General features: G+C 59.5%; 17 protein-coding genes. 5 read left to right on the forward strand and 12 right to left on the reverse strand.

Annotation, left to right across the window (positions count from 1 at the left end):
* Positions 1–17: 17 nt before the first annotated feature.
* Positions 18–2,930 carry a helicase-related protein gene (locus tag K3556_RS09070; RefSeq protein WP_260516480.1) on the reverse strand — a complete coding sequence of 971 codons (2,913 nt, stop codon included), beginning with the start codon at positions 2,928–2,930 and terminating at the stop codon, positions 18–20.
* Between the two features lie 51 nt (positions 2,931–2,981).
* On the reverse strand, positions 2,982–3,581 hold the full coding sequence (locus K3556_RS09075; RefSeq protein WP_260516481.1) for a tetratricopeptide repeat protein: 600 nt from the start codon (positions 3,579–3,581) through the stop codon (positions 2,982–2,984).
* Between the two features lie 184 nt (positions 3,582–3,765).
* Here K3556_RS09075 and K3556_RS09080 point away from each other — a divergent pair, with 184 nt between their 5' ends.
* Both K3556_RS09080 and K3556_RS09085 read left to right on the forward strand, forming a co-directional pair.
* A complete protein-coding gene (locus K3556_RS09080) occupies positions 3,766–4,056 on the forward strand; it encodes an SCP2 sterol-binding domain-containing protein (protein ID WP_248365169.1) in 291 nt (96 codons plus the stop codon).
* Between the two features lie 21 nt (positions 4,057–4,077).
* The gene (locus tag K3556_RS09085; protein ID WP_260516482.1) at positions 4,078–5,037 is read left to right on the forward strand and encodes an alpha/beta fold hydrolase; all 960 of its coding nucleotides are present in this window, start codon (positions 4,078–4,080) and stop codon (positions 5,035–5,037) included.
* A gap of 52 nt (positions 5,038–5,089) precedes the next feature.
* Here the strand turns inward: K3556_RS09085 and pgi are convergent, their stop codons facing one another.
* The 9 genes from pgi to K3556_RS09130 form a co-directional block, all read right to left on the reverse strand.
* Positions 5,090–6,721, reverse strand: a complete 1,632-nt coding sequence (gene pgi / locus K3556_RS09090; protein WP_260516483.1) for a glucose-6-phosphate isomerase — start codon at positions 6,719–6,721, stop codon at positions 5,090–5,092.
* A gap of 28 nt (positions 6,722–6,749) precedes the next feature.
* Complete coding sequence (pgl, locus tag K3556_RS09095) at positions 6,750–7,424, reverse strand: 6-phosphogluconolactonase (RefSeq protein ID WP_260516484.1); 675 nt, start codon at positions 7,422–7,424, stop codon at positions 6,750–6,752.
* A complete protein-coding gene (gene zwf / locus K3556_RS09100; protein WP_260516485.1) occupies positions 7,421–8,875 on the reverse strand; it encodes a glucose-6-phosphate dehydrogenase in 1,455 nt (484 codons plus the stop codon). The genes pgl and zwf overlap by 4 nt, the downstream gene beginning before the upstream one ends.
* Before the next feature lie 117 nt (positions 8,876–8,992).
* On the reverse strand, positions 8,993–9,943 hold the full coding sequence (speB, locus tag K3556_RS09105) for an agmatinase (RefSeq protein WP_260516486.1): 951 nt from the start codon (positions 9,941–9,943) through the stop codon (positions 8,993–8,995).
* A gap of 51 nt (positions 9,944–9,994) precedes the next feature.
* On the reverse strand, positions 9,995–10,579 hold the full coding sequence (locus K3556_RS09110) for an HNH endonuclease (RefSeq protein WP_260516487.1): 585 nt from the start codon (positions 10,577–10,579) through the stop codon (positions 9,995–9,997).
* 179 nt (positions 10,580–10,758) lie between these two features.
* Positions 10,759–11,442, reverse strand: a complete 684-nt coding sequence (locus tag K3556_RS09115; RefSeq protein ID WP_260516488.1) for an alpha/beta hydrolase — start codon at positions 11,440–11,442, stop codon at positions 10,759–10,761.
* On the reverse strand, positions 11,442–12,080 hold the full coding sequence (locus K3556_RS09120; RefSeq protein WP_260516489.1) for a DNA-3-methyladenine glycosylase family protein: 639 nt from the start codon (positions 12,078–12,080) through the stop codon (positions 11,442–11,444). Before K3556_RS09120 ends, K3556_RS09115 begins: the two co-directional genes overlap by 1 nt.
* A complete protein-coding gene (locus K3556_RS09125; protein ID WP_260516490.1) occupies positions 12,056–12,787 on the reverse strand; it encodes a cobalt-precorrin-6A reductase in 732 nt (243 codons plus the stop codon). Before K3556_RS09125 ends, K3556_RS09120 begins: the two co-directional genes overlap by 25 nt.
* On the reverse strand, positions 12,784–13,836 hold the full coding sequence (locus tag K3556_RS09130; protein ID WP_260519211.1) for a cobalt-precorrin-5B (C(1))-methyltransferase: 1,053 nt from the start codon (positions 13,834–13,836) through the stop codon (positions 12,784–12,786). Before K3556_RS09130 ends, K3556_RS09125 begins: the two co-directional genes overlap by 4 nt.
* Before the next feature lie 97 nt (positions 13,837–13,933).
* On the opposite strand from K3556_RS09130, the gene cobA reads away from it, so the two are divergent.
* From cobA to K3556_RS09145, 3 genes are all read left to right on the forward strand, one after another.
* Positions 13,934–14,803 carry a uroporphyrinogen-III C-methyltransferase gene (gene cobA, locus K3556_RS09135; protein ID WP_260516491.1) on the forward strand — a complete coding sequence of 290 codons (870 nt, stop codon included), beginning with the start codon at positions 13,934–13,936 and terminating at the stop codon, positions 14,801–14,803.
* The gene (locus K3556_RS09140; RefSeq protein WP_260516492.1) at positions 14,803–16,086 is read left to right on the forward strand and encodes a cobyrinate a,c-diamide synthase; all 1,284 of its coding nucleotides are present in this window, start codon (positions 14,803–14,805) and stop codon (positions 16,084–16,086) included. The genes cobA and K3556_RS09140 overlap by 1 nt, the downstream gene beginning before the upstream one ends.
* A gap of 78 nt (positions 16,087–16,164) precedes the next feature.
* On the forward strand, positions 16,165–17,391 hold the full coding sequence (locus K3556_RS09145; RefSeq protein ID WP_260516493.1) for an MFS transporter: 1,227 nt from the start codon (positions 16,165–16,167) through the stop codon (positions 17,389–17,391).
* Positions 17,392–17,528: 137 nt separating this feature from the next.
* Here the strand turns inward: K3556_RS09145 and K3556_RS09150 are convergent, their stop codons facing one another.
* Positions 17,529–18,590: a glycine betaine/L-proline ABC transporter ATP-binding protein gene (locus K3556_RS09150; protein WP_260516494.1), complete on the reverse strand. Its 1,062-nt coding sequence runs from the start codon at positions 18,588–18,590 to the stop codon at positions 17,529–17,531.
* Between the last annotated feature and the right edge of the window lies 1 nt (position 18,591).

Consider the following 18,591-nt stretch of genomic DNA (forward strand, 5'->3'; position numbering starts at 1 on the left):
TTGTCGGTCTTAGCCAATCAGCTCTTGTCCTTCAGAGCCAACAAGGCGGCGAAAGGGTTGTCGGGATCAATAGCTTTTTCCTTGCGCGGGCCCGACTGATAGCTTTTGGGCTTGTTGTCGCGCGGCCCTTTGCGCGGACCACCACGGCCTGGCTTGCCGCCTTGTTTGCCACCGGGTTTGCCACCTTGCTTGCCACGAGGGCGGTCGCCCTGAGTGCGCTCACCGCGCGGTTTACCGCCTCGCGCCCGCGCGAAACCGCCCCATGTGAAGGTGTAAAACACCTCCATCTCGGGGGCCTCTGTGCCTTCGGCGTCAGGTGCGGATGCGGGGGCTGTGGCGTCTGTGGGAACCTCGGTGGGTGCTTCAGTTGGTGCCTCAGTCGGGGCTTCCACCGGTGCCTCGACAGGAGGTTCGGCTGGCGTTTCTACCGGCGCTTCAACGGGGATTTCTGCCGGGGCCTCAACGGGGGCCTCAACAGGTGTCTCTGCGGGCGGATCGCCAGCCGCCTTGGTGTCCGCGACAGCCTCTGCAGGGGCTTTCACCTTCGCCCGCTCGGCCTTTTCAGCTTTGTATCCAAGGCCTTGCATCAAATCGGCAAACTGCTCAAGCGTCATGCCGGTGATCGACAGCATGTCGGCCTTGGCCTCAAAGCCGCCGCGACTGTCTTCGGTGCGTAACTGGTCGGCCAGACGCTCCAACATATCGATACGGATCGCTCGCGCACCGGCAGGGCGATAACCTGCCAGCAGATAAGCGGTCGGATCAATCCCGTCGATCGCAGGGATGGTCACCAAACCGGGGGGTGGCGATTCCGGGAATTCCGACAGGCCTTTAAACAAGCTGTCCAGCACCAGACGCAGACGCGTCGGCGCAGGCTTCAACAGCAAAGGCATGAAGATCGTGAACTGACCAAAGCGGACACCATGTTTGCGCAACGCGGCGCGGGCGTCCTGATCCAGCTCTTTGACCTCTTGTGCCACCTGGTCCCGTTGCAGGATCCCCAGTGCCTCGATCATGCGGAAGCCAAATCCACGGGCCAACCCGGTCAGGGTTTCGTCTTTTTCGATGGTGGTCAGCGGTTCGAACAATGCCTGAACTTTACGGTCGATGAAATGCTGCAAACGGCGCGCAACTTTCTCGGCCACGTCGTCGCCCGCCTCTTCGTCGACAAACGCTTGCACGCGCGGCTTCAGAAGTTCATCGCCCTTGGTCAGCTTGCCGATCGCAAGCTCGCCCCACATCAGGCCACCCTGTTCGGTGAAATCAAGCTCGGTATCGGGCGCGTTATAGAACCGGTCGGCGCGCAGATGAAACTCGGGCGCGAGCGCCTTCATGCTGGCCGCACGAAGGGTCTTGGCCTCTTCCGGGCTTTGGGCCGTGTCCTGACTGAACTGGAACCCCTCCAGTCGGCCAACAAACTGGCCTTCAACCATCACTTCACCTTTGTCATTCACGTCAGCCACGAGGCTCTCCTTCTGCTTCAACCGCCGCAACAAAACCGAGGTACGGCGATCTACAAATCTTTTGGTCAATGCGCTGTGCAACGCATCCGACAGGCGATCTTCTACAGCACGAGTCTCTCCGCGCCAATGGGCAACATCGTCCAACCAGTCGCGACGCTGCGCCACATATGTCCAAGTACGAATGTAAGCCAAGCGTTTGGAAAGCGTGTCGATATCGCCCTCGGTTCGGTCAATCCGCTTCACCTGACGGGCGAACCAGTCTTCACGGACCCGCCCGTGCTGGTGGATGTCACAAAACAGGCTGGTGACCAGTCCGGCGTGCTCTGCATGGCTGATGCCGCGAAAATCGGGCAGCCGACAGGTGTCCCACAAAAGACCGACCGACCGCCCATCGGTGGCGCGCGCCGTGACTTCGGCATCCTGTGCCAGCAACTTCAGAGCCACCACATCATCCGCGTCCCGCGCCCGCGTCAGCCAACTGTTGGTGGTCGGCAGCTCGAGTGAGCGGATAAGTGCCGGCACAGTGCCAAAGGCCAGATCACCGTTTCGCCAGCACAGTTTGCGGATCGGCGTGAAGGAATGCGAGGTGATCGCATCCGCCATTTCATCTGACAGGGGCGCAGCTTCGCCCGTCACCCCGAACGAGCCATGTTTCATATAACGGCCCGCCCGCCCGGCAATCTGCGCCAGTTCGTTGGGTGCCAGTTGCCGCATCCGGTTTCCGTCAAACTTCGACAGCGCCGAAAAGGCCACATGGTCGATGTCGAGGTTCAACCCCAAGCCGATAGCATCGGTGGCGATCAGGTAGTCCACTTCGCCGTTTTGATACATCTCGACCTGCGCATTGCGCGTGCGTGGACTGAGCGCGCCCATCACCACGGCCACCCCGCCCTTTTGGCGGCGCATCAGTTCGGCAATGGCATAAAGGTTGTCGACCGAAAAGCCGACAATGGCAGACCGCCCCGGCATCCGGCTGAGCTTTTTCGACCCGGCATGGACCAGTTCCGAGAACCGCTCGCGATACAGGAACTGCACCTCTGGCACCAAGCCCGCGATGGCGCTGCGCATGGTGTCTGACCCCAAAAACAGCGTTTCCTGAGTGCCGCGCATGTGCAGCAATCGGTCGGTGAACACATGGCCGCGTTCAGGGTCGGCGCACAGCTGGATTTCATCGATGGCAACGAACTCACAGCCCAGACCCAACGGCATCGCTTCGACAGTGGCGACCCAGTATTGTGCGCGTTCAGGTACGATGCGTTCTTCGCCAGTGACCAGAGCCACCGCGTTCGGGCCGCGCAATGCCACCAGCTTGTCATAGACCTCGCGTGCCAAAAGGCGCAGCGGCAAGCCAATGACGCCCGTGCGATAGCCCAGCATCCGATCCAAAGCATAGTGGGTTTTGCCGGTGTTGGTCGGGCCAAGCACGGCAGTGATCCGCGGGCCACCCCGCGCGCTGTCCGAGACCATGTTCTGCCCTTCCGTCCGTGTCCGGCAGGCACGCCAGCGCACCCTACCCGGTCAGATATCCCGCCCTTCGGCAGTTTCAAGCCGTTGGACGGCTTCTTTTACGCGGGGATTTCGGGGATGTATAGAAAGCGAATGACGATAAGCGTCCAGCGCCCCTTTGCGGTCGCCCAGGTCTTCCAGAATGATGCCCAGACCGGACAAGGCGCCGAAATGGCGCGGTTCCAATGTCAGCACGCGGGCGATGTCATTCACCGACAAGCCAAACCGCCCTGACAAAAAGAACGCCGTCGCGCGCGCGTTCCACCCTTCGGCAAACTCGGGGGCGTGATCTGTTAATGCGGTCAGGTGTTCGATTGCCGCTTCAAAGTCGCCCGCCTCCATGGCGCTGCGCCCGCGCTCCAGCAAAAGATCGAACGTGTCCGATCCGGACCGCGACCAGAGGTCCCAGATTTCATTCTCTAGCGCTTGCCAATTGCTATCATCCGCTTGGGCCAGCATGTCAAACAATTGATCCAGATCGTCTGCTATTGGGGTTTGCGCCGCGCCTTGCGGTGTGTCCCCGGCTGTTGGATTGACGTCAGACCATGATGCAACGGGCATGGAAAAGACCATGACCACAACCGAGGCGAGGATAAGAAGCAAGCGCGACATACCTTATGCTACGCCCAAGATCGTAGCGAAACCAAACACAAACCCGTGCATCCGGCAAAATTTCGCGCCCTGTTAGCGTTCCGGTGCGTCACTTTCGCGAAAAGCGATTTACGCGCGCGTCAGCACTGCGTTAGCATCGTTTTGATAATGACGCCCACACCGGGCAACAAACGGAGGATAGCACGTGAGTGACGTGATCAACGCGGCAGTGACCGCTCTGAATGAAAAAATCGAAGGTGGCTTCGACGGCGGCACGGCCAAATTTGTGCTGAACGGTGAAGGCGCGATCATGGTCGATGGTGACGGCGCGCGCGCGGGCGATGAAGAGGCTGACGTGACGCTGACCGCTGATGCCGATGTGTTTCAGGATATGCTTTCAGGCGCGGTAAACCCGACCACGGCCTTTATGACCGGCAAACTGTCAGTTGACGGTAATATGGGTCTGGCGATGCAACTGGGCGCGGCACTGGGTTAACCCGGATCCGCGAGCAAAAACATGTCAGACGCACCCCTGTTTCACCATATTGCAAAAGGTCCGCCCGGTGGGCGGGCGTTTTGGCGCGTGGCGTCAGATGGTGTGCGGGTGCGTTTGGCCCATTGGCCGCGGCACGAGACGTCGCCCAATCGCGGCACCGTCTTGTTGCTTCCCGGCCGCACCGAATATATCGAAAAATACGGCCTAACAGCGGCTGAATTGGCCGAGCGCGGCTTTGACACGCTGGCGATCGACTGGCGGGGTCAGGGGCTGGCCGACCGCCCGGATGAAGACCGCGTGCTGGGCCATATTGACCATTTCGACGAATACCAGCTTGATCTGGCGGAAATGATGGCTTTAGCCGGCGCGCTTGACCTGCCCCGGCCCTACACGATGTTGGCCCACTCGATGGGCGGCTGTATCGGCCTGCGTGGCTTGCACAATGGGCTGGATGTCGTTGGCGCGTGTTTCTCGGCGCCCATGTGGGGGATCGTGATGTCGCGGGCCATTCGCCCCATTGCATGGGGCCTTTCATGGGCGTTGCACCAATCCCCATGGAAAATGACCCTGTCCCCCGGCACAGTCCGTCAGACCTATGTTCTGGCCGAAGGGTTTGCAGACAATATGCTGACCACCGACCCCGAGATGTGGGCGATGATGCAGGATCAGGCAAAGGCGCATCCCGAACTGACACTGGGCGGGCCGACGGTCGGCTGGCTGTTCGCCGCATTGGCCGAGATGCATGAACTGGCGGGCTTGGACATCCCCAAAGTGCCCTGCATCACGTGGCTGGGGACCAACGAACGGATCGTGGAAACGGCGCCGATCCATGCGATGATGGCGCGCTGGCCGGATGGCCAACTTCAGATCGCGGAAGGGTGCGAACATGAGGTCCTTATGGAACCGCCAACCGTCCGCGATCAGGTCTATGCCTCGATCGAACACCTTTCGATGGGGCGAAGAAAGACCTCAGCGGCCTGAGCCAGCAATTTGTGATTGACCCAGCGCCCGCGCCGCACAATGCCCGCGTTACTTAGGTCAGTGTCCGGTTTTTCTTCATCGCGTGTAGATGCGCCACCAAGGCACGGGTCGAGCCGTCAAGCGCAGAGGCATCTGTCTTTCCAGACACAACCGGCTCTAATGCCACGGCCAGTTCTTTGCCAAGCTCGACGCCCCACTGATCAAACGAGTTGATGCCAAGGATCACGCCTTCAACAAACACCCGATGTTCATAAAGCGCGATGATCTGGCCCAGCACCTCAGGCGTCAGTTTGGGATAAACCAATGTGGTCGAAGGGCGGTTTCCAGGGAACACGCGGTGAGCGGCTTGCCGCTCCAATTCATCCCCTTCAAAATCTTTGGCGGCCATCATCTGGCGCGCCACATCAAGCGACCGGCCTTGCATCAGCGCTTGCGACTGGGCCAGACAATTGGCGATCAAAAGCTGATGCTGATGATCCAGTTTCGGCTCGTGACCTGCTGCCCCCACCATGAATTCGCAAGGTATGATGTCCGTGCCCTGATGGATCAGCTGATAGAACGCGTGCTGGCCATTGGTGCCGGGCTCACCCCAGACCACAGGTCCCGAGACGTCCCCAAGCGGCGTCCCGTCCAACGCAACACGCTTGCCGTTACTTTCCATCTCCAACTGCTGAAGATAGGCGGGCAAACGTGCAAGCCGTTGTTCATACGGCAATACTGCACGGGTCGGATAGCCGCAAATTTGGCGATGCCAGATCCCGACAAGGGCCAGCATCAGCGGCATGTTATCGCGGCCCTTGGCTTGGCAGAAATGGTCGTCCATGGCGCGGGCACCGGCCAACATCTGATCAAACCGATCCGGGCCAATGGCGATCATCAACGACAACCCGATGGGTCCCCACATTGAATAGCGGCCACCAACCCAGTCTTCAAAGCCGAACACCCGTTCGCCAGCGATGCCCCATTTGGCGGTGTTCTCTGTATTAGAGGACAAAGCAGCGAAGTGGTGCCCAACAGCCCCTTGCCCAACCTCGCGCGCCAACCAGTCGCGGGCGGTGGCGGCGTTGGTCATGGTCTCAATGGTTGTGAAGGTTTTCGAGGCGACGATCACCAGTGTTTCGGCCGGGTTCAGCCCCTCGAGAACATCCGCGATCTGCGCACCATCAACGTTTGAAACAAAATGCACCCGTGGCCCGTCATGATAGGGCGACAGCGCAAGCGTCGCCATCGCTGGCCCAAGGTCTGACCCGCCAATACCGATATTCACCACGTCTCGGAACCGGCCGCCCCCCGGCGCGCGGATCTGACCCGAGCGCAACCGCGACGCGAAATTACGCATCCGCGCCAACGTCTCGTGGACGTCAGGGATCACGTCTGCGCCATCAACCTCGATCCGGGTGTCGCCCCCGGCTCTGAGCGCAACATGCAAAACAGCGCGATCCTCGGTAAGATTGATTTTCTTGCCCGAAAACATATCCTTGCGGCGGTCGGCGACCTGCGCCTTGTCGGCGAGGGTCATCAAATGGTCGACGCCCTCGTCATCCAATGCGGTTTTTGACCAGTCCAACATCAGACCCAACGCTTCGGTCGAGAACGCTTCGGCGCGGTTTTCATCTGAAAAAAGATCTGCAATGCGACGCGCCTCATTTGCCGCGCGATAGGCTTTCAAATCACTAAAATCCATTGTCGTCCTCAAATGAAGCAGGGCCGGTTTACGCCGCCCAATGCACGGTCATATCTGACAACACGGCTTTGACAGGCGCATCAAACGCGTCGTCTGCGTCGATCGCAGCAGCAAGCGCTGCGCGTTTCCGCTCCCCCATAATCAACAAATGTTTCGACATGGCCCCGTTTAAGACCGGCGCTGTCAATGTGATGCGCGGCTCATCCGCCCCCGGCGCCCGCATGGGCAGCAAGGCAGGTGCATGCGCGGACAAGCCATCAGCCAAGCGATCAGCCCCCGGAAAAAGGCTTGCTGTGTGCATGTCTTCGCCCATGCCCAACAACACAACAGACAGCGGCGTCGCGGCCTGCACCGCTCGCGAAAGCACCTCTAGACTATCCTCTGGCGCATCTGTGCCACCATAAAGCGGGATCAGTCGCGCAGCCCCGGCTTTGTCGACCAGCAACCGCTTTTTAAGGAGGGCGGTGTTCGATCGCGGGTTATCCTCAGGCACCCACCGTTCATCCGTCAGCATCACGTCAATACGTGCCCAGTCCAGATCAACGGCGGACAGCGCATCAAAAACCGGCCCCGGCGAGGTGCCACCCGGCACGGCCAAAGACGCCCGCTCTTCATGATCCAGCATCGCAGACAGCTCCGACGCAATCTTGTCGGCCAGATCCAACATCATCATATCTCGATCGGCATATTCGACCAGTTTCATCCGCGGATCTCCCTCCAGCGTCGACCGTCTTTGTGCAGCAGCATAAGCGCCTCTTCCGGTCCCGTCGAGAACGGGTCGTACCGCTTGGGCTTGTCGCCTCGATTTTCCCAGCCTTCAATGATCGGATCGGTCCAGGCCCAGGCCGCTTCCACCTCGTCGCCGCGCATGAACAGCGTCTGGTTGCCCCGGATCACATCCATGATCAACCGTTCATAAGCGTCGGGGGCATCAGCAGCTTCCTCCCCCAGCGCATCGGCAAATGTCATGTCCAAAGGCACATCAATCAGGCGCATACCGCCAAGGCCCGGCTCTTTGATTGTAACCTTCAGGTCCATGCCTTCATTCGGTTGCAGGCGGATCGACAATTCGTTGGCAGACTGGCCCGTGTCTTCGTCGAAGATGGAATGTGGCGGCTCTTTGAAGCGCACGACAATCTCGGACATACGCCCGCGCATCCGCTTGCCTGTGCGCAAATAAAACGGCGTGCCGTTCCAGCGCCAGTTCGAGATGTGAAGCTTCATCGCCACAAAGCTTTCCGTGTTGCTGGCGTTCGTTTCCGCGTCTTCAAGATAAGACGCGACATCGTCATTGCCGCGATACTGCCCGCGCACGATGTCCTCCGAGGCCACGGGGTCCAATGCGCGAATGATCTTTAGCTTTTCGTCGCGAACCGCATTCGGTTCGAATTTCGACGGTGGTTCCATCGCGGTCAGACACAAGAGCTGCATCAGGTGGTTCTGCACCATGTCGCGCATCGCGCCCGACTTGTCATAGTAACTGCCTCGCCCTTCGACACCGACGGTTTCAGCCACCGTGATCTGGATATGATCAACATATTGCGCGTTCCAAAGTGGTTCGAACAGCATGTTCCCGAACCTGAGCGCCATAAGGTTCTGCACAGTCTCTTTGCCCAGATAGTGATCGATCCGGTAGATCTGATTCTCGGCGAAATGCTTGGCCAAGGCGTCGTTCAATACACGTGCCGTCGCCTGATCATGGCCAAATGGCTTTTCGACAACGATCCGCGCCGAAGGGCCTGCAATCCCGTGAGTGTGCAAACGCTCTGCAATGGGGCCAAACAGGCTTGGTCCGACAGAGAAATAAAAGGCTTGCACAAGATCCTGACGCACAACGGCTTTCAGGTCTGACCACCCCTGTTCGCCCATCGCATCCAACTGAACAAACTGCAGGCGCTCAAGAAAGGCTTTCACCACCTTCGGATCGCATTTCTTTTTCGATACAAACTCACGCACGGCGGATTCGACAAAAACGCGATAACCGTCTGTGTCCATGTCGCCGCGGGCCGCCCCGATAATCCGCGCATTGTCAGGCATCTGACCGTCCAGATGGCGTCGATACAGGCCAGGCAAGATCTTCCGGCGGGCAAGATCACCAGTGCCCCCAAAAATCACCAGATCAAAAGGGTCGACAGGAATGACGCGCGAAACCATGAGTTACTCCAGTTGCTGTTAGCGCTAACGGGTATTGTCACGGCTTCTAACCCCAGACGCAGTCAAAGTCTAGCATTCATCGGCCTGACCACAAGCAAAAGTGGGGCCGTGCAGGAACTAGCCCGTCATCACGCACAGAAGCTCGAACATAATCGACGCACCAAGATAGGCGGTCCCGCCCGACACATCAAACGGCGGCGAGACTTCGACCAGATCAGCGCCAACAATATTCAACCCCTTCAGCGCGCGCACGACCTCGACCGCCTCAAACGAGTTTGGACCACCGATTTCTGGCGTACCGGTGCCCGGTGCAAAAGCAGGGTCCACAAAGTCGATGTCATAACTGACATAAGTGTCGCCGGTTCCGGCAATCTCACGCGCCTCGGACATCACATCTGCAACGCCGCGCTGGTGAAATTCTTCGATCGGGATGACGCGGATGCCAACGCTTTCGGCAAAATCCCGGTCCTCGTTGTCGTAAGCCGTGCCCCGAATGCCGATCATCACCACGCGCAAGGGATCAAGAAGCCCCTCCTCTACCGCGCGGCGGAACGGGGTGCCGTGGGTAAACATCGTACCGTCAAAATAGGAATGGTAAAGGTCCGTGTGACTGTCAAAATGCACCATTCCCAAAGGCCCGTCTTTCGCCAAAGCGCGCAGAATCGGCAGCGTGCACAGGTGATCTCCACCCCCGGTCAAAGGGCGAATGCCTGCGGCTTTCACCCGTTCATAAAACCGCTCCATCCGCTGCAAACTGTCCATCAGATCAGCAGGGTTTGGCGCCACGTCGCCAAGATCAGCGCAGTTTGCAGCCTCAAACGGCCTGATCCCTGTGGCACCATTCTGGGCGCGGATCATGGTGGACATGTCGCGCAACTGGCGCGGTCCATGGCGTGGCCCGGGTCGATTGGTGGTGCCGCCGTCCCACGGCGCGCCAATCAGGCCGATTTCGACCTCGGAAAAGCGGGGATGATCGAAATCCACATGCGGCAGGCGCATGAAGGTTGCCACGCCGGCAAAGCGTGGCAAATCAAAGCCAGAAATAGGTGTAAAGAACGGGTCAGACATGGCGAAGCTCCCTTTTCATAAGGGTCACGCTATCGCCTGATTGGCCGCAGGTCACGCGTCCAATTCTGCATCCCAGTACAGGAAGTCCATCCAGCTGTCGTGCAAATGCCCCGGCGGGAATTTTCGGCCGACATTGCGCAGCTCTGACGCGGCCGGTTGGCGTGGCGGTCTGCGCAAGTTCAGCCCCGAATGCCGCAATGGTTTCGAGCCCTTTTGCAGATTGCACCTTTGGCACGCGGCCACCACGTTTTCCCAACTGGTCACCCCACCTGCAGCCCGCGGCACCACGTGGTCAAAGGTCAGATCGCCTTTCGCGCCACAATACTGGCAGCAAAACTCATCCCTCAGAAAAAGGTTAAAGCGGGTGAACGCGACTCGGTTTTGCGGTTTCACATAGTCTTTCAGGACCACAACAGACGGGATCCTGAGTTGGAGAGACGGGCTGCGCACCACCTCGTCATACTCGGCCAAAATGTTAACCCGGTCCAGCACGGCCGCTTTCACCGCCTCCTGCCACGGCCACAGTGACAGAGGGTAGTAAGACAACGGCCTGTAATCAGCATTGAGCACAAGAGCCGCGTGGTTCTTCACACCGCCCCCTTCGCGCACAAAATCTGTCCTGAAATCTCCGTCCATCACGCGTCAAACCTCACCCGTAAAAGCCACCTGTCGGCGCATCGGGCGGGACACCCGCCCCATGCTCTTGGGTCGACTATATATAGGTGAGCCGACCTGACAAGCCCCATGATCTGGGGCGCCACAGCGGCTAACACGCCCCCATTCCAGGGATGTGACAGCGATGGTGACGGGGGGGATTACTTTGGTTGGTCAGACGGCATGATCCCCAGCTTGTCCTGAATAAAGCTCAGCGCAACAGACAACCCGTCCATTCCGATGCCGTGACCGGTGCCCTTCATGATGAAGCCGTAGGTTTCGAACCCTGCGGCCTGCAGGATTTCACCGCTTTCCGAGAAATGGCCGGGTGGCACCATGTCGTCCTGATCGCCATGGACCAAAAGCACTGGCGGCTTTGACTTTACATGATCGGCGTATTGGTCGGGTTCCAGCATCCGCCCGGAGAACGCGACCAGGCCCGCGATCGGTTCGTCCCGGCGCGGCAGAACCCGCAGCGCCATCATCGTGCCTTGCGAAAACCCAAAAACGATGAGTTGTTCGTGGGTTATCCCCTCATCCTCAAGTACTTGATCCAGAAATGCATCAATGTCTTGCGCAGACTGGTTCGCACCGTTCATGCTGTCTTCTTCGGACGAACCGTCAAGCCATGGGATTGGAAACCACTGGAAGCCAAACGGGTTGCCCGCACATTTCTCGGGCGCATCCGGCGCGATGAATGTGGTGTCGGGAAGGTGTTCGGACAGGGGATCAGACAGACCCAGCAGATCCGCGCCATCCGCGCCATAGCCGTGCAAAAACACGACGACCGATTTGGTCTCGCCCGAGGCGGCCTCGCGGCGTTTCACATCCAGTATTCGGTTCATTAACGGATCCCTTCGCGTTGCTTTTGCACACGGTAATAGGCCCAGAGCAACCGGGCTGCAACGCCCCGCCACGGCGACCACTGCGCCGCGATGGTTCGCATAGTTTTGTCCGTGGGCCGCTCTGGCAGGTCAAACAACAGCTTTGCGGCTTCTTGCAGGGCCAGATCGCCTGCTGGAAAGATGTCAGCACGGGCCAGCGCAAACAGCGCATAGATTTCAGCCGTCCAGAGGCCAATGCCCGGCACAGCGGTCAGGGTCGCAATCACGTCATCTGACGGCGCTGTGCGCAGCGCGTGGTAATCCAGCCCTGCTGCGGCCAATGCATGGGCATAGCGAATCTTGGGTCGTGACAGCCCCAAGGCCGCCAGATCCTCGTGACTAGCTTGTGCAACGTTTTCCGGCACCCCCATCCCGGCGGCTTCAACCCGCGCCCAAATCGCGGCAGCCGACGCGGTCGACACCTGCTGGCCAACGATGGCAAACATCAATGCCCCGAACCCATCCGCGCGCAGCCTAAGCGGGATGTCGTCGATTTGATCCAATACTGTCTGAAACTTCGGTTCCCTTACGCAAAGCCACGCCGCACCTTCATGCAAGCAGTCCGGCCCGCGGATCAGGCGTTCTGCGTGGTGAGCCACGACAGCGCCTCCTGTGCGGTTTCCACGTGCTCACAATCCAACCGCGCAGGCCGGTCCAGCAAGGCAACAGGCAGCCCCAGCGCGCGGGCTGCGTCAAGCTTTGCGCGAGTCGGGCCACCTGAATTCTTTGCCACAACCCATTCTACTGCATAGGTTTTCAGAAGTCTCATTTCGTAAGCCAGTACAAAGGGCGGCTGACCAATGATCCAGCTTCCCTCATAAGGGAAAGGTTCGTCCGTGCGATCCACGCGCCGGCAAAACAGCGTTCTGCCTTTCGCAAAATCGGCCCATCTGTCGATGGATTGCGCGCCCGTGGCCAGAAACACCCGCGCGCCTTTGGGAACCAGGTTTGCAACCGCTTTCTCGGTTGCAACATTGTGCCAGCGATCACCATCCTGCGATTGCCACGCTGGTCGCAGCAGGCGGAGATATGGCACATTCAACCTTTGTGCAATGGTCAGGCTTCGGTTGGATATTTGCGTTGCAAATGGGTGCGTTGCGTCAATCACAGCATCATATCTGCCATCGCGCATAAAGAGTTCTTGCGCATCTTCGCCGCCAAAGCCACCCCGACGGGTCTGGATCGGATACGATCTTGGCGCATCCGTGACACCCGCCAAAGACGCAAGAGCGTCCATGCCATCGGCCGCCAGCAGGTCTGCCAGCGCCCGCGCTTCTTGCGTGCCCGCCAATAAAAGTGTTTTCACGACGCCCGCGCGATCACCGCGCCTTTTCGGTCGATCATGACGACATCTAAGGAAACATCGGCGTCCCGCAACATTTTTGCGGCCTCGTCCCGGGCTTTGTCCGCGACAAGTTTGGCCATGGCATTCCCATGTTTTTCATATGCTTGCAGGGCTGTATTCATAGATTTCACGTCGGGATCCTCTAACCAATCGGCGAGTGTTTCAAAGTTCACCTGACTGCGACCAGAGTGTAGATCACGCGCACCTTGGGCCAGTTTGGTCAGTTTCCCAATCCCACCGCCAATGGTTGCGTGCTCTACCGGATGGCGAGCCAGATACTTCAACAATCCCCCAACAAAATCCCCCATATCAAGCATTGCACCATCCGGTAGGCCATAAAGCGCCTGCACCGCACGTTCAGACGTGGCCCCAGTACAGCCCGCCACATGGGTCAGTCCCTCGGCGCGGGCCACGTCAATGCCACGATGGATCGAGGCGATCCACGCGGCGCAGGAAAACGGTCGTACGATCCCGGTGGTGCCAAGGATCGAAAGCCCGCCTTTGATACCAAGGCGGGGATTCCATGTCTTTTCAGCCAGTTCCGCACCATTCCTAACTGAAATGGTGACATCCAAATTGGTGTTTTTTCCGAACGCATCCGCCGCTTCGTGAACAACCCATTTCATCATCTGGCGCGGCACGGGGTTGATCGCTGGTTCCCCCGGCGGGATCGGCAGGCCGGGCTTGGTGACAATCCCCACCCCATCTCCGGCCAGAAAGCGGATGCCCTGTCCGGGCAGGCCAACCGACACCCGCGCCCGGATCAAAGCGCCGTGGGTCACATCCGGATCATCGCCCGCGTCCTTTACGATCGCGGCCTCTGCCCAGCTTTGACCTGTCGCGGAATCGGCCACCAAAAAAGTCGGCGTTTCACCCTTTGGCAAGGTGATGGTCACATCCTTTGGTACGCCCGCGCCCCACAGCCCGTCCAGCGCGGCTTTCACGGCGGCGGTCGCACAGGCGCCTGTGGTCCAGCCACGACGCAGTTTGGGGGGCAAATCACTGTTCATCGCGCCGACTATAGGCCGCGCCGAACGCGCCGCCAATCCACCGATTGAGGTCGCATCGGCGCTTTTCGTCGCCCGCGCCCCGGTGCATAAGAGGCGCATGAACGACTCGCAGACATATACCGCCCCAAAGCTGCCGGGCTCAAACTGGCCACAAATGCTGCCGGGCTGGGTTTGGCTGGTTGGTGCTGGCCCCGGTGATCCGGGCCTGTTGACCATCCACGCGGTCAACGCGCTGTCACAAGCCGACGTGATCGTGCATGACGCGCTGGTCGCACCGGAAATCCTGTCCTGGGCGCGGCCTGAGACCGAAGTGATATATGCTGGCAAGCGCGGCGGCAAACCGTCCGCCAAGCAGCGCGACATCTCGTTGCAACTTGTCGATCTGGCCCGCGCCGGCAAGAAAGTCCTGCGCCTGAAAGGCGGTGACCCGTTTGTTTTCGGGCGCGGCGGTGAAGAGGGCCAGGCACTAGTGCAACACGGCGTGCCGATCCGCATCATTCCCGGCATTTCGGCCGGAATCGGCGGCCTGGCTTATGCGGGCATCCCGGTAACCCACCGCGACGTCAATCAATCGGTGACCTTTGTGACCGGACACGATCAGTCAGGTGACACCCCCGGCTCGCTGGATTGGGCTGCGATCGCGCGCGGCTCGCAAGTGATCGTGATTTATATGGGCATGAAGCATCTGGATCGCATTCGATCCGCCCTGATGGACGCAGGTCGCCCTAAGGATGAGCCCGTCGCTGTCACCTCAAACGCGACAACACCGAACCAAAGGGTGTTGGAAACCACTCTTGGCACCTGTGTCGAGGATGCCGACCGCAACGGCATTGAAGCCCCGGCCATTATTTGTGTCGGACGTGCTGTCTTGATGCGTCAGGCGTTGGACTGGCAGGCGCTGGCCGCCGGAATGCAGCCGCGCGACACCGATCCGCTTGGCCGGGGTCGCCCTGCCGAGGATCGTTGATGTCAATCTTGGCGCGGAAAGGCCTTATCCTGTCTGCGCCTTCGTCGGGCAGCGGCAAAACCACGCTGACATTGGGTCTGCTGCGCGCACTGTCCCGCAGGGGTGTTGATGTCAGCGGTGCGAAGTCCGGCCCCGATTATATTGATCCACGATTTCACGCTGCCGCCTGTGGGCGGGAGTGTCCCAATCTGGACGCTTGGGCGATGGACCCCGCGCGGATCGGGGGCCTTGCAAGTTATGGCGCAGAGCTTCTGTTGATCGAAGGGGCGATGGGATTGTTCGACGGGGCGCCACCGGCTGGCCGCGGCGCGACGGCAGATCTTGCCCGCCTGCTGAACATGCCGGTCGTGATGGTCATCGACTGCGCGCGGCTGGCTCATTCTGTCGCCCCTTTGGTCGCAGGTTTTGCCGGACATGACCCCGATGTGCGCGTGGCTGGTGTGATCCTGAATAACGTCGGCAGCCCGCGCCACGAAACCATGCTGCGAGCCGCTTTGGCAAGCGGCCGTATCCCCGTTCTGGGGGCCGTGCACCGCCAGTCGGGGATGGAGCATCCTTCCCGGCATCTGGGTTTGGTGCAGGCAGGCGAACACCCGGATTTGCAGGCCTATCTTGACCACGTGGCCGACGCGGTTGACGCCGCGATTGACCTTGAAGCGCTGGTCGCTCTGGCACAACCAATCACGTCCACCGACACGGCAGCGCCGCGCCTCAGCGCGCCCGGCAAACGGATCGCCATTGCGTCGGACCGCGCCTTTGCCTTCGCCTATCCGCATATGCTGGCCGATTGGACGGCGCAGGGGGCGGACATCTTGCCCTTCTCACCCTTGGCAGATCAGGCACCAAACAGTCGGGCCGATTTCATCTTCCTGCCGGGCGGCTATCCCGAGCTGCACGCAGAGACACTCGCCGCTGCGCAGTCCTTCAAAGCCGGAATGCGCGCCGCGACCTGTCTGATCTATGGTGAATGCGGGGGCTATATGACCCTTGGGCAGGCGATCACTGACAAGGACGGCCAGCGCCACGAGATGTTGGGATTGCTGGATCTGGAAACCAGCTTCGCCAGCCGCAAGCTGCATCTGGGTTACCGGTCCCTGCACACCACACAAGGCCCCTTCCCCGGCGCATGGACCGCGCATGAGTTTCATTACGCAACTACACTGCATGCCAGTGGTACCCCGCTGTTTGACGCAACAGATGCTGAGGGAAACGCCCTGCAAGCCATGGGGTTGGTGAACGGCCACGTTTCTGGCAGCTTCGCCCATCTTATCGACCGCGCATAACAGGCAGCGGTCAATTGCCGCGTCGGTCAGGAGTTTTCCGTCTGGTCAAATCTTCTGCCTACAGATACGCATACGCGCATGAGTGATGCGACCCTGACCACAACCGACCACAGCCGCGCCAAACGCAATGTGACCATCCTCGTGCTGGCGCAAGCCATTCTGGGTGCGCAGATGCCGATGATCTTCACGATGGCGGGTCTGGCAGGCCAATCGCTCGCCTCCAACCCGTGCTGGGCGACCCTGCCGATTTCGCTGATGGTTGGTGGTTCGATGGTTTTTGCCAATCCGGTAAGCTGGGTGATGCAAACCTATGGGCGCCGTGTCGGCTTCTGGCTGGGCACGCTGGGTGGAACCATCGGCGCTGCGATCAGCGCTTATGCCCTGACGCAGGCCGATTTCACCATTTTCTTGTTGGGATCATTCCTGATGGGGCTTTACCAATCCTCGCAAGGGTTCTTTCGCTTTGCGGCGGCCGACACCGCTTCAGCCGAGTTCCGCCCCAAGGCCATTTCTTACGTGATGGCCGGAGGGTTGGCATCAGCGGTCATAGGCCCGCAACTCTTCAACGTTACAAATGATGCGATGGTTGTGCCATTTCTTGGCGCTTATCTGACCATTATTGCAATCAACCTACTGGGCTCGTTCCTGTTTTTGGGACTGGACATCCCCAAGCCGCCCAAACCGCATGTCGATGACCCCAAGGGCCGCACAAGACGCGAGCTTTTGCGCGATCCCGTTATTGCCGTGGCAATCATCTGCGGGATGGTGTCCTACGCGCTGATGAACCTGGTCATGACCTCGACCCCGCTGGCGGTGGTTGGCTGTGGATTTGAAACTGATATGGCGGGCAATGTCGTGACCGCTCACGTGCTGGCGATGTTCGTCCCCAGCTTTTTCACCGGGCACTTGATCGCCCGGTTCGGCACCCGCAAAGTGATCGCCACTGGCCTTGCGATCCTAGGTCTGGCCGGCATTGTTGCCTTGCAAGGCGTCGAGCTTGAGAACTTCTTCATCGCCCTGATCCTTCTGGGCATCGGCTGGAACTTCGGTTTCATCGGCGCGACCACCATGCTGTCGGGCGCCCACGCCCCGGAAGAGCGTGGCCGGGTGCAGGGCATGAATGACATGATCGTGTTTGGCTGCGTCACCATAGCCTCGCTGGCCTCGGGCGGGTTGATGAACTGCTCAGGCGGCAGCGCCGTCGAAGGCTGGAGCGCCGTGAACCTCGCCATGGTGCCATTCTTGGCGCTGGCTGGCGCGTCACTGATCTGGCTGATGATGCGGCCGCACGATGATTTGGTGTGATGTCCGTGGTTGACACACGGGCCTGAGACCGCAGAAATAATGACAAAACCGCAACGGAAGCGCCGCTGAACGCCGACATGGCTTGAGGAAACCTTCGGCAATCCCTCAACACGAACGCGCTGAGGGTCCTACCTGCATCAATATTGACGTGCGCCTTCTTCCGAGGCCACCCTAGGCACCAATGCCCGCACAAGGCTGGTCATTTCCAGCGTGCCCACCGCGGCACCATCACGTGTCACCACATACGCATGTGACGTGTCGCCGCCGGATTTTGCGATCATACTTTCCAATGTATCGTCGATATCGACCTCGCCATGAGCATCCGCAGGAACGGAATCGCCCACAAGCGGCGTCATGATCGACCGCACGCGCAGCACTCGCGCGCGATTGATGTCGCTGACGAAATCCTCAATGTAAGGATCATTTGGGTTCAGAAGAATGTGCTGAGGCTCGCCTTGCTGAACGACATAGCCGTCTTTCAAAATGACCAGATGGTCTGCAAGCTTCAATGCCTCGTCCAGATCGTGGGTGATAAAGACGATGGTCTTGTGCAGCTCTTTTTGCAGCTCCAGAAGCAGGTCCTGCATATCGGTGCGAATAAGTGGGTCAAGCGCCGAGAAGGCTTCGTCCATCAGCATGATGGGAGAGTTCGATGTGAGCGCACGCGCGATACCGACGCGCTGCTGCATGCCACCCGAAAGCTGGTGCGGAAAGTGGTCGCCAAACCCGTGCAACCCCACGCGGTCGAGCCATTTGTCAGCTTCAACAAGGTATTCGCTTTTGGGCACACCGCGCACCGCCAATGTCGTGCCGGCGTTCTCGGCCACCGTTCGATGCGGCAATAGAGCGAATTTCTGGAACACCATCGACATGACTTGCCGGCGCAAATTGCGCAGCTGCTCTTCGTCATATGACAGCACGTCCTCGCCGTCGACTTCGACCTGCCCGGCTGTCGGCTCAATCAAACGGTTCAGGTGTCGGATCAGAGTGGATTTTCCAGATCCCGATAGGCCCATGATGACGGTGATCTCACCTTCGCGCATGTCCACATTGATATCTTTCAGCCCCAACACATGGCCGTACTCTTTCAACAAGTCCGCCTTGGTGGTGCCATCATAGACATGTTGAAGCGCACTTTGGGGGTCGTGGCCGAAGATCTTATAGAGGTTGCGGATCGAGACTTTGATATTCTTGGTCATT

It is taken from the genome of Aliiroseovarius sp. M344, from assembly GCF_025140835.1.
GTDB lineage: Bacteria > Pseudomonadota > Alphaproteobacteria > Rhodobacterales > Rhodobacteraceae > Aliiroseovarius.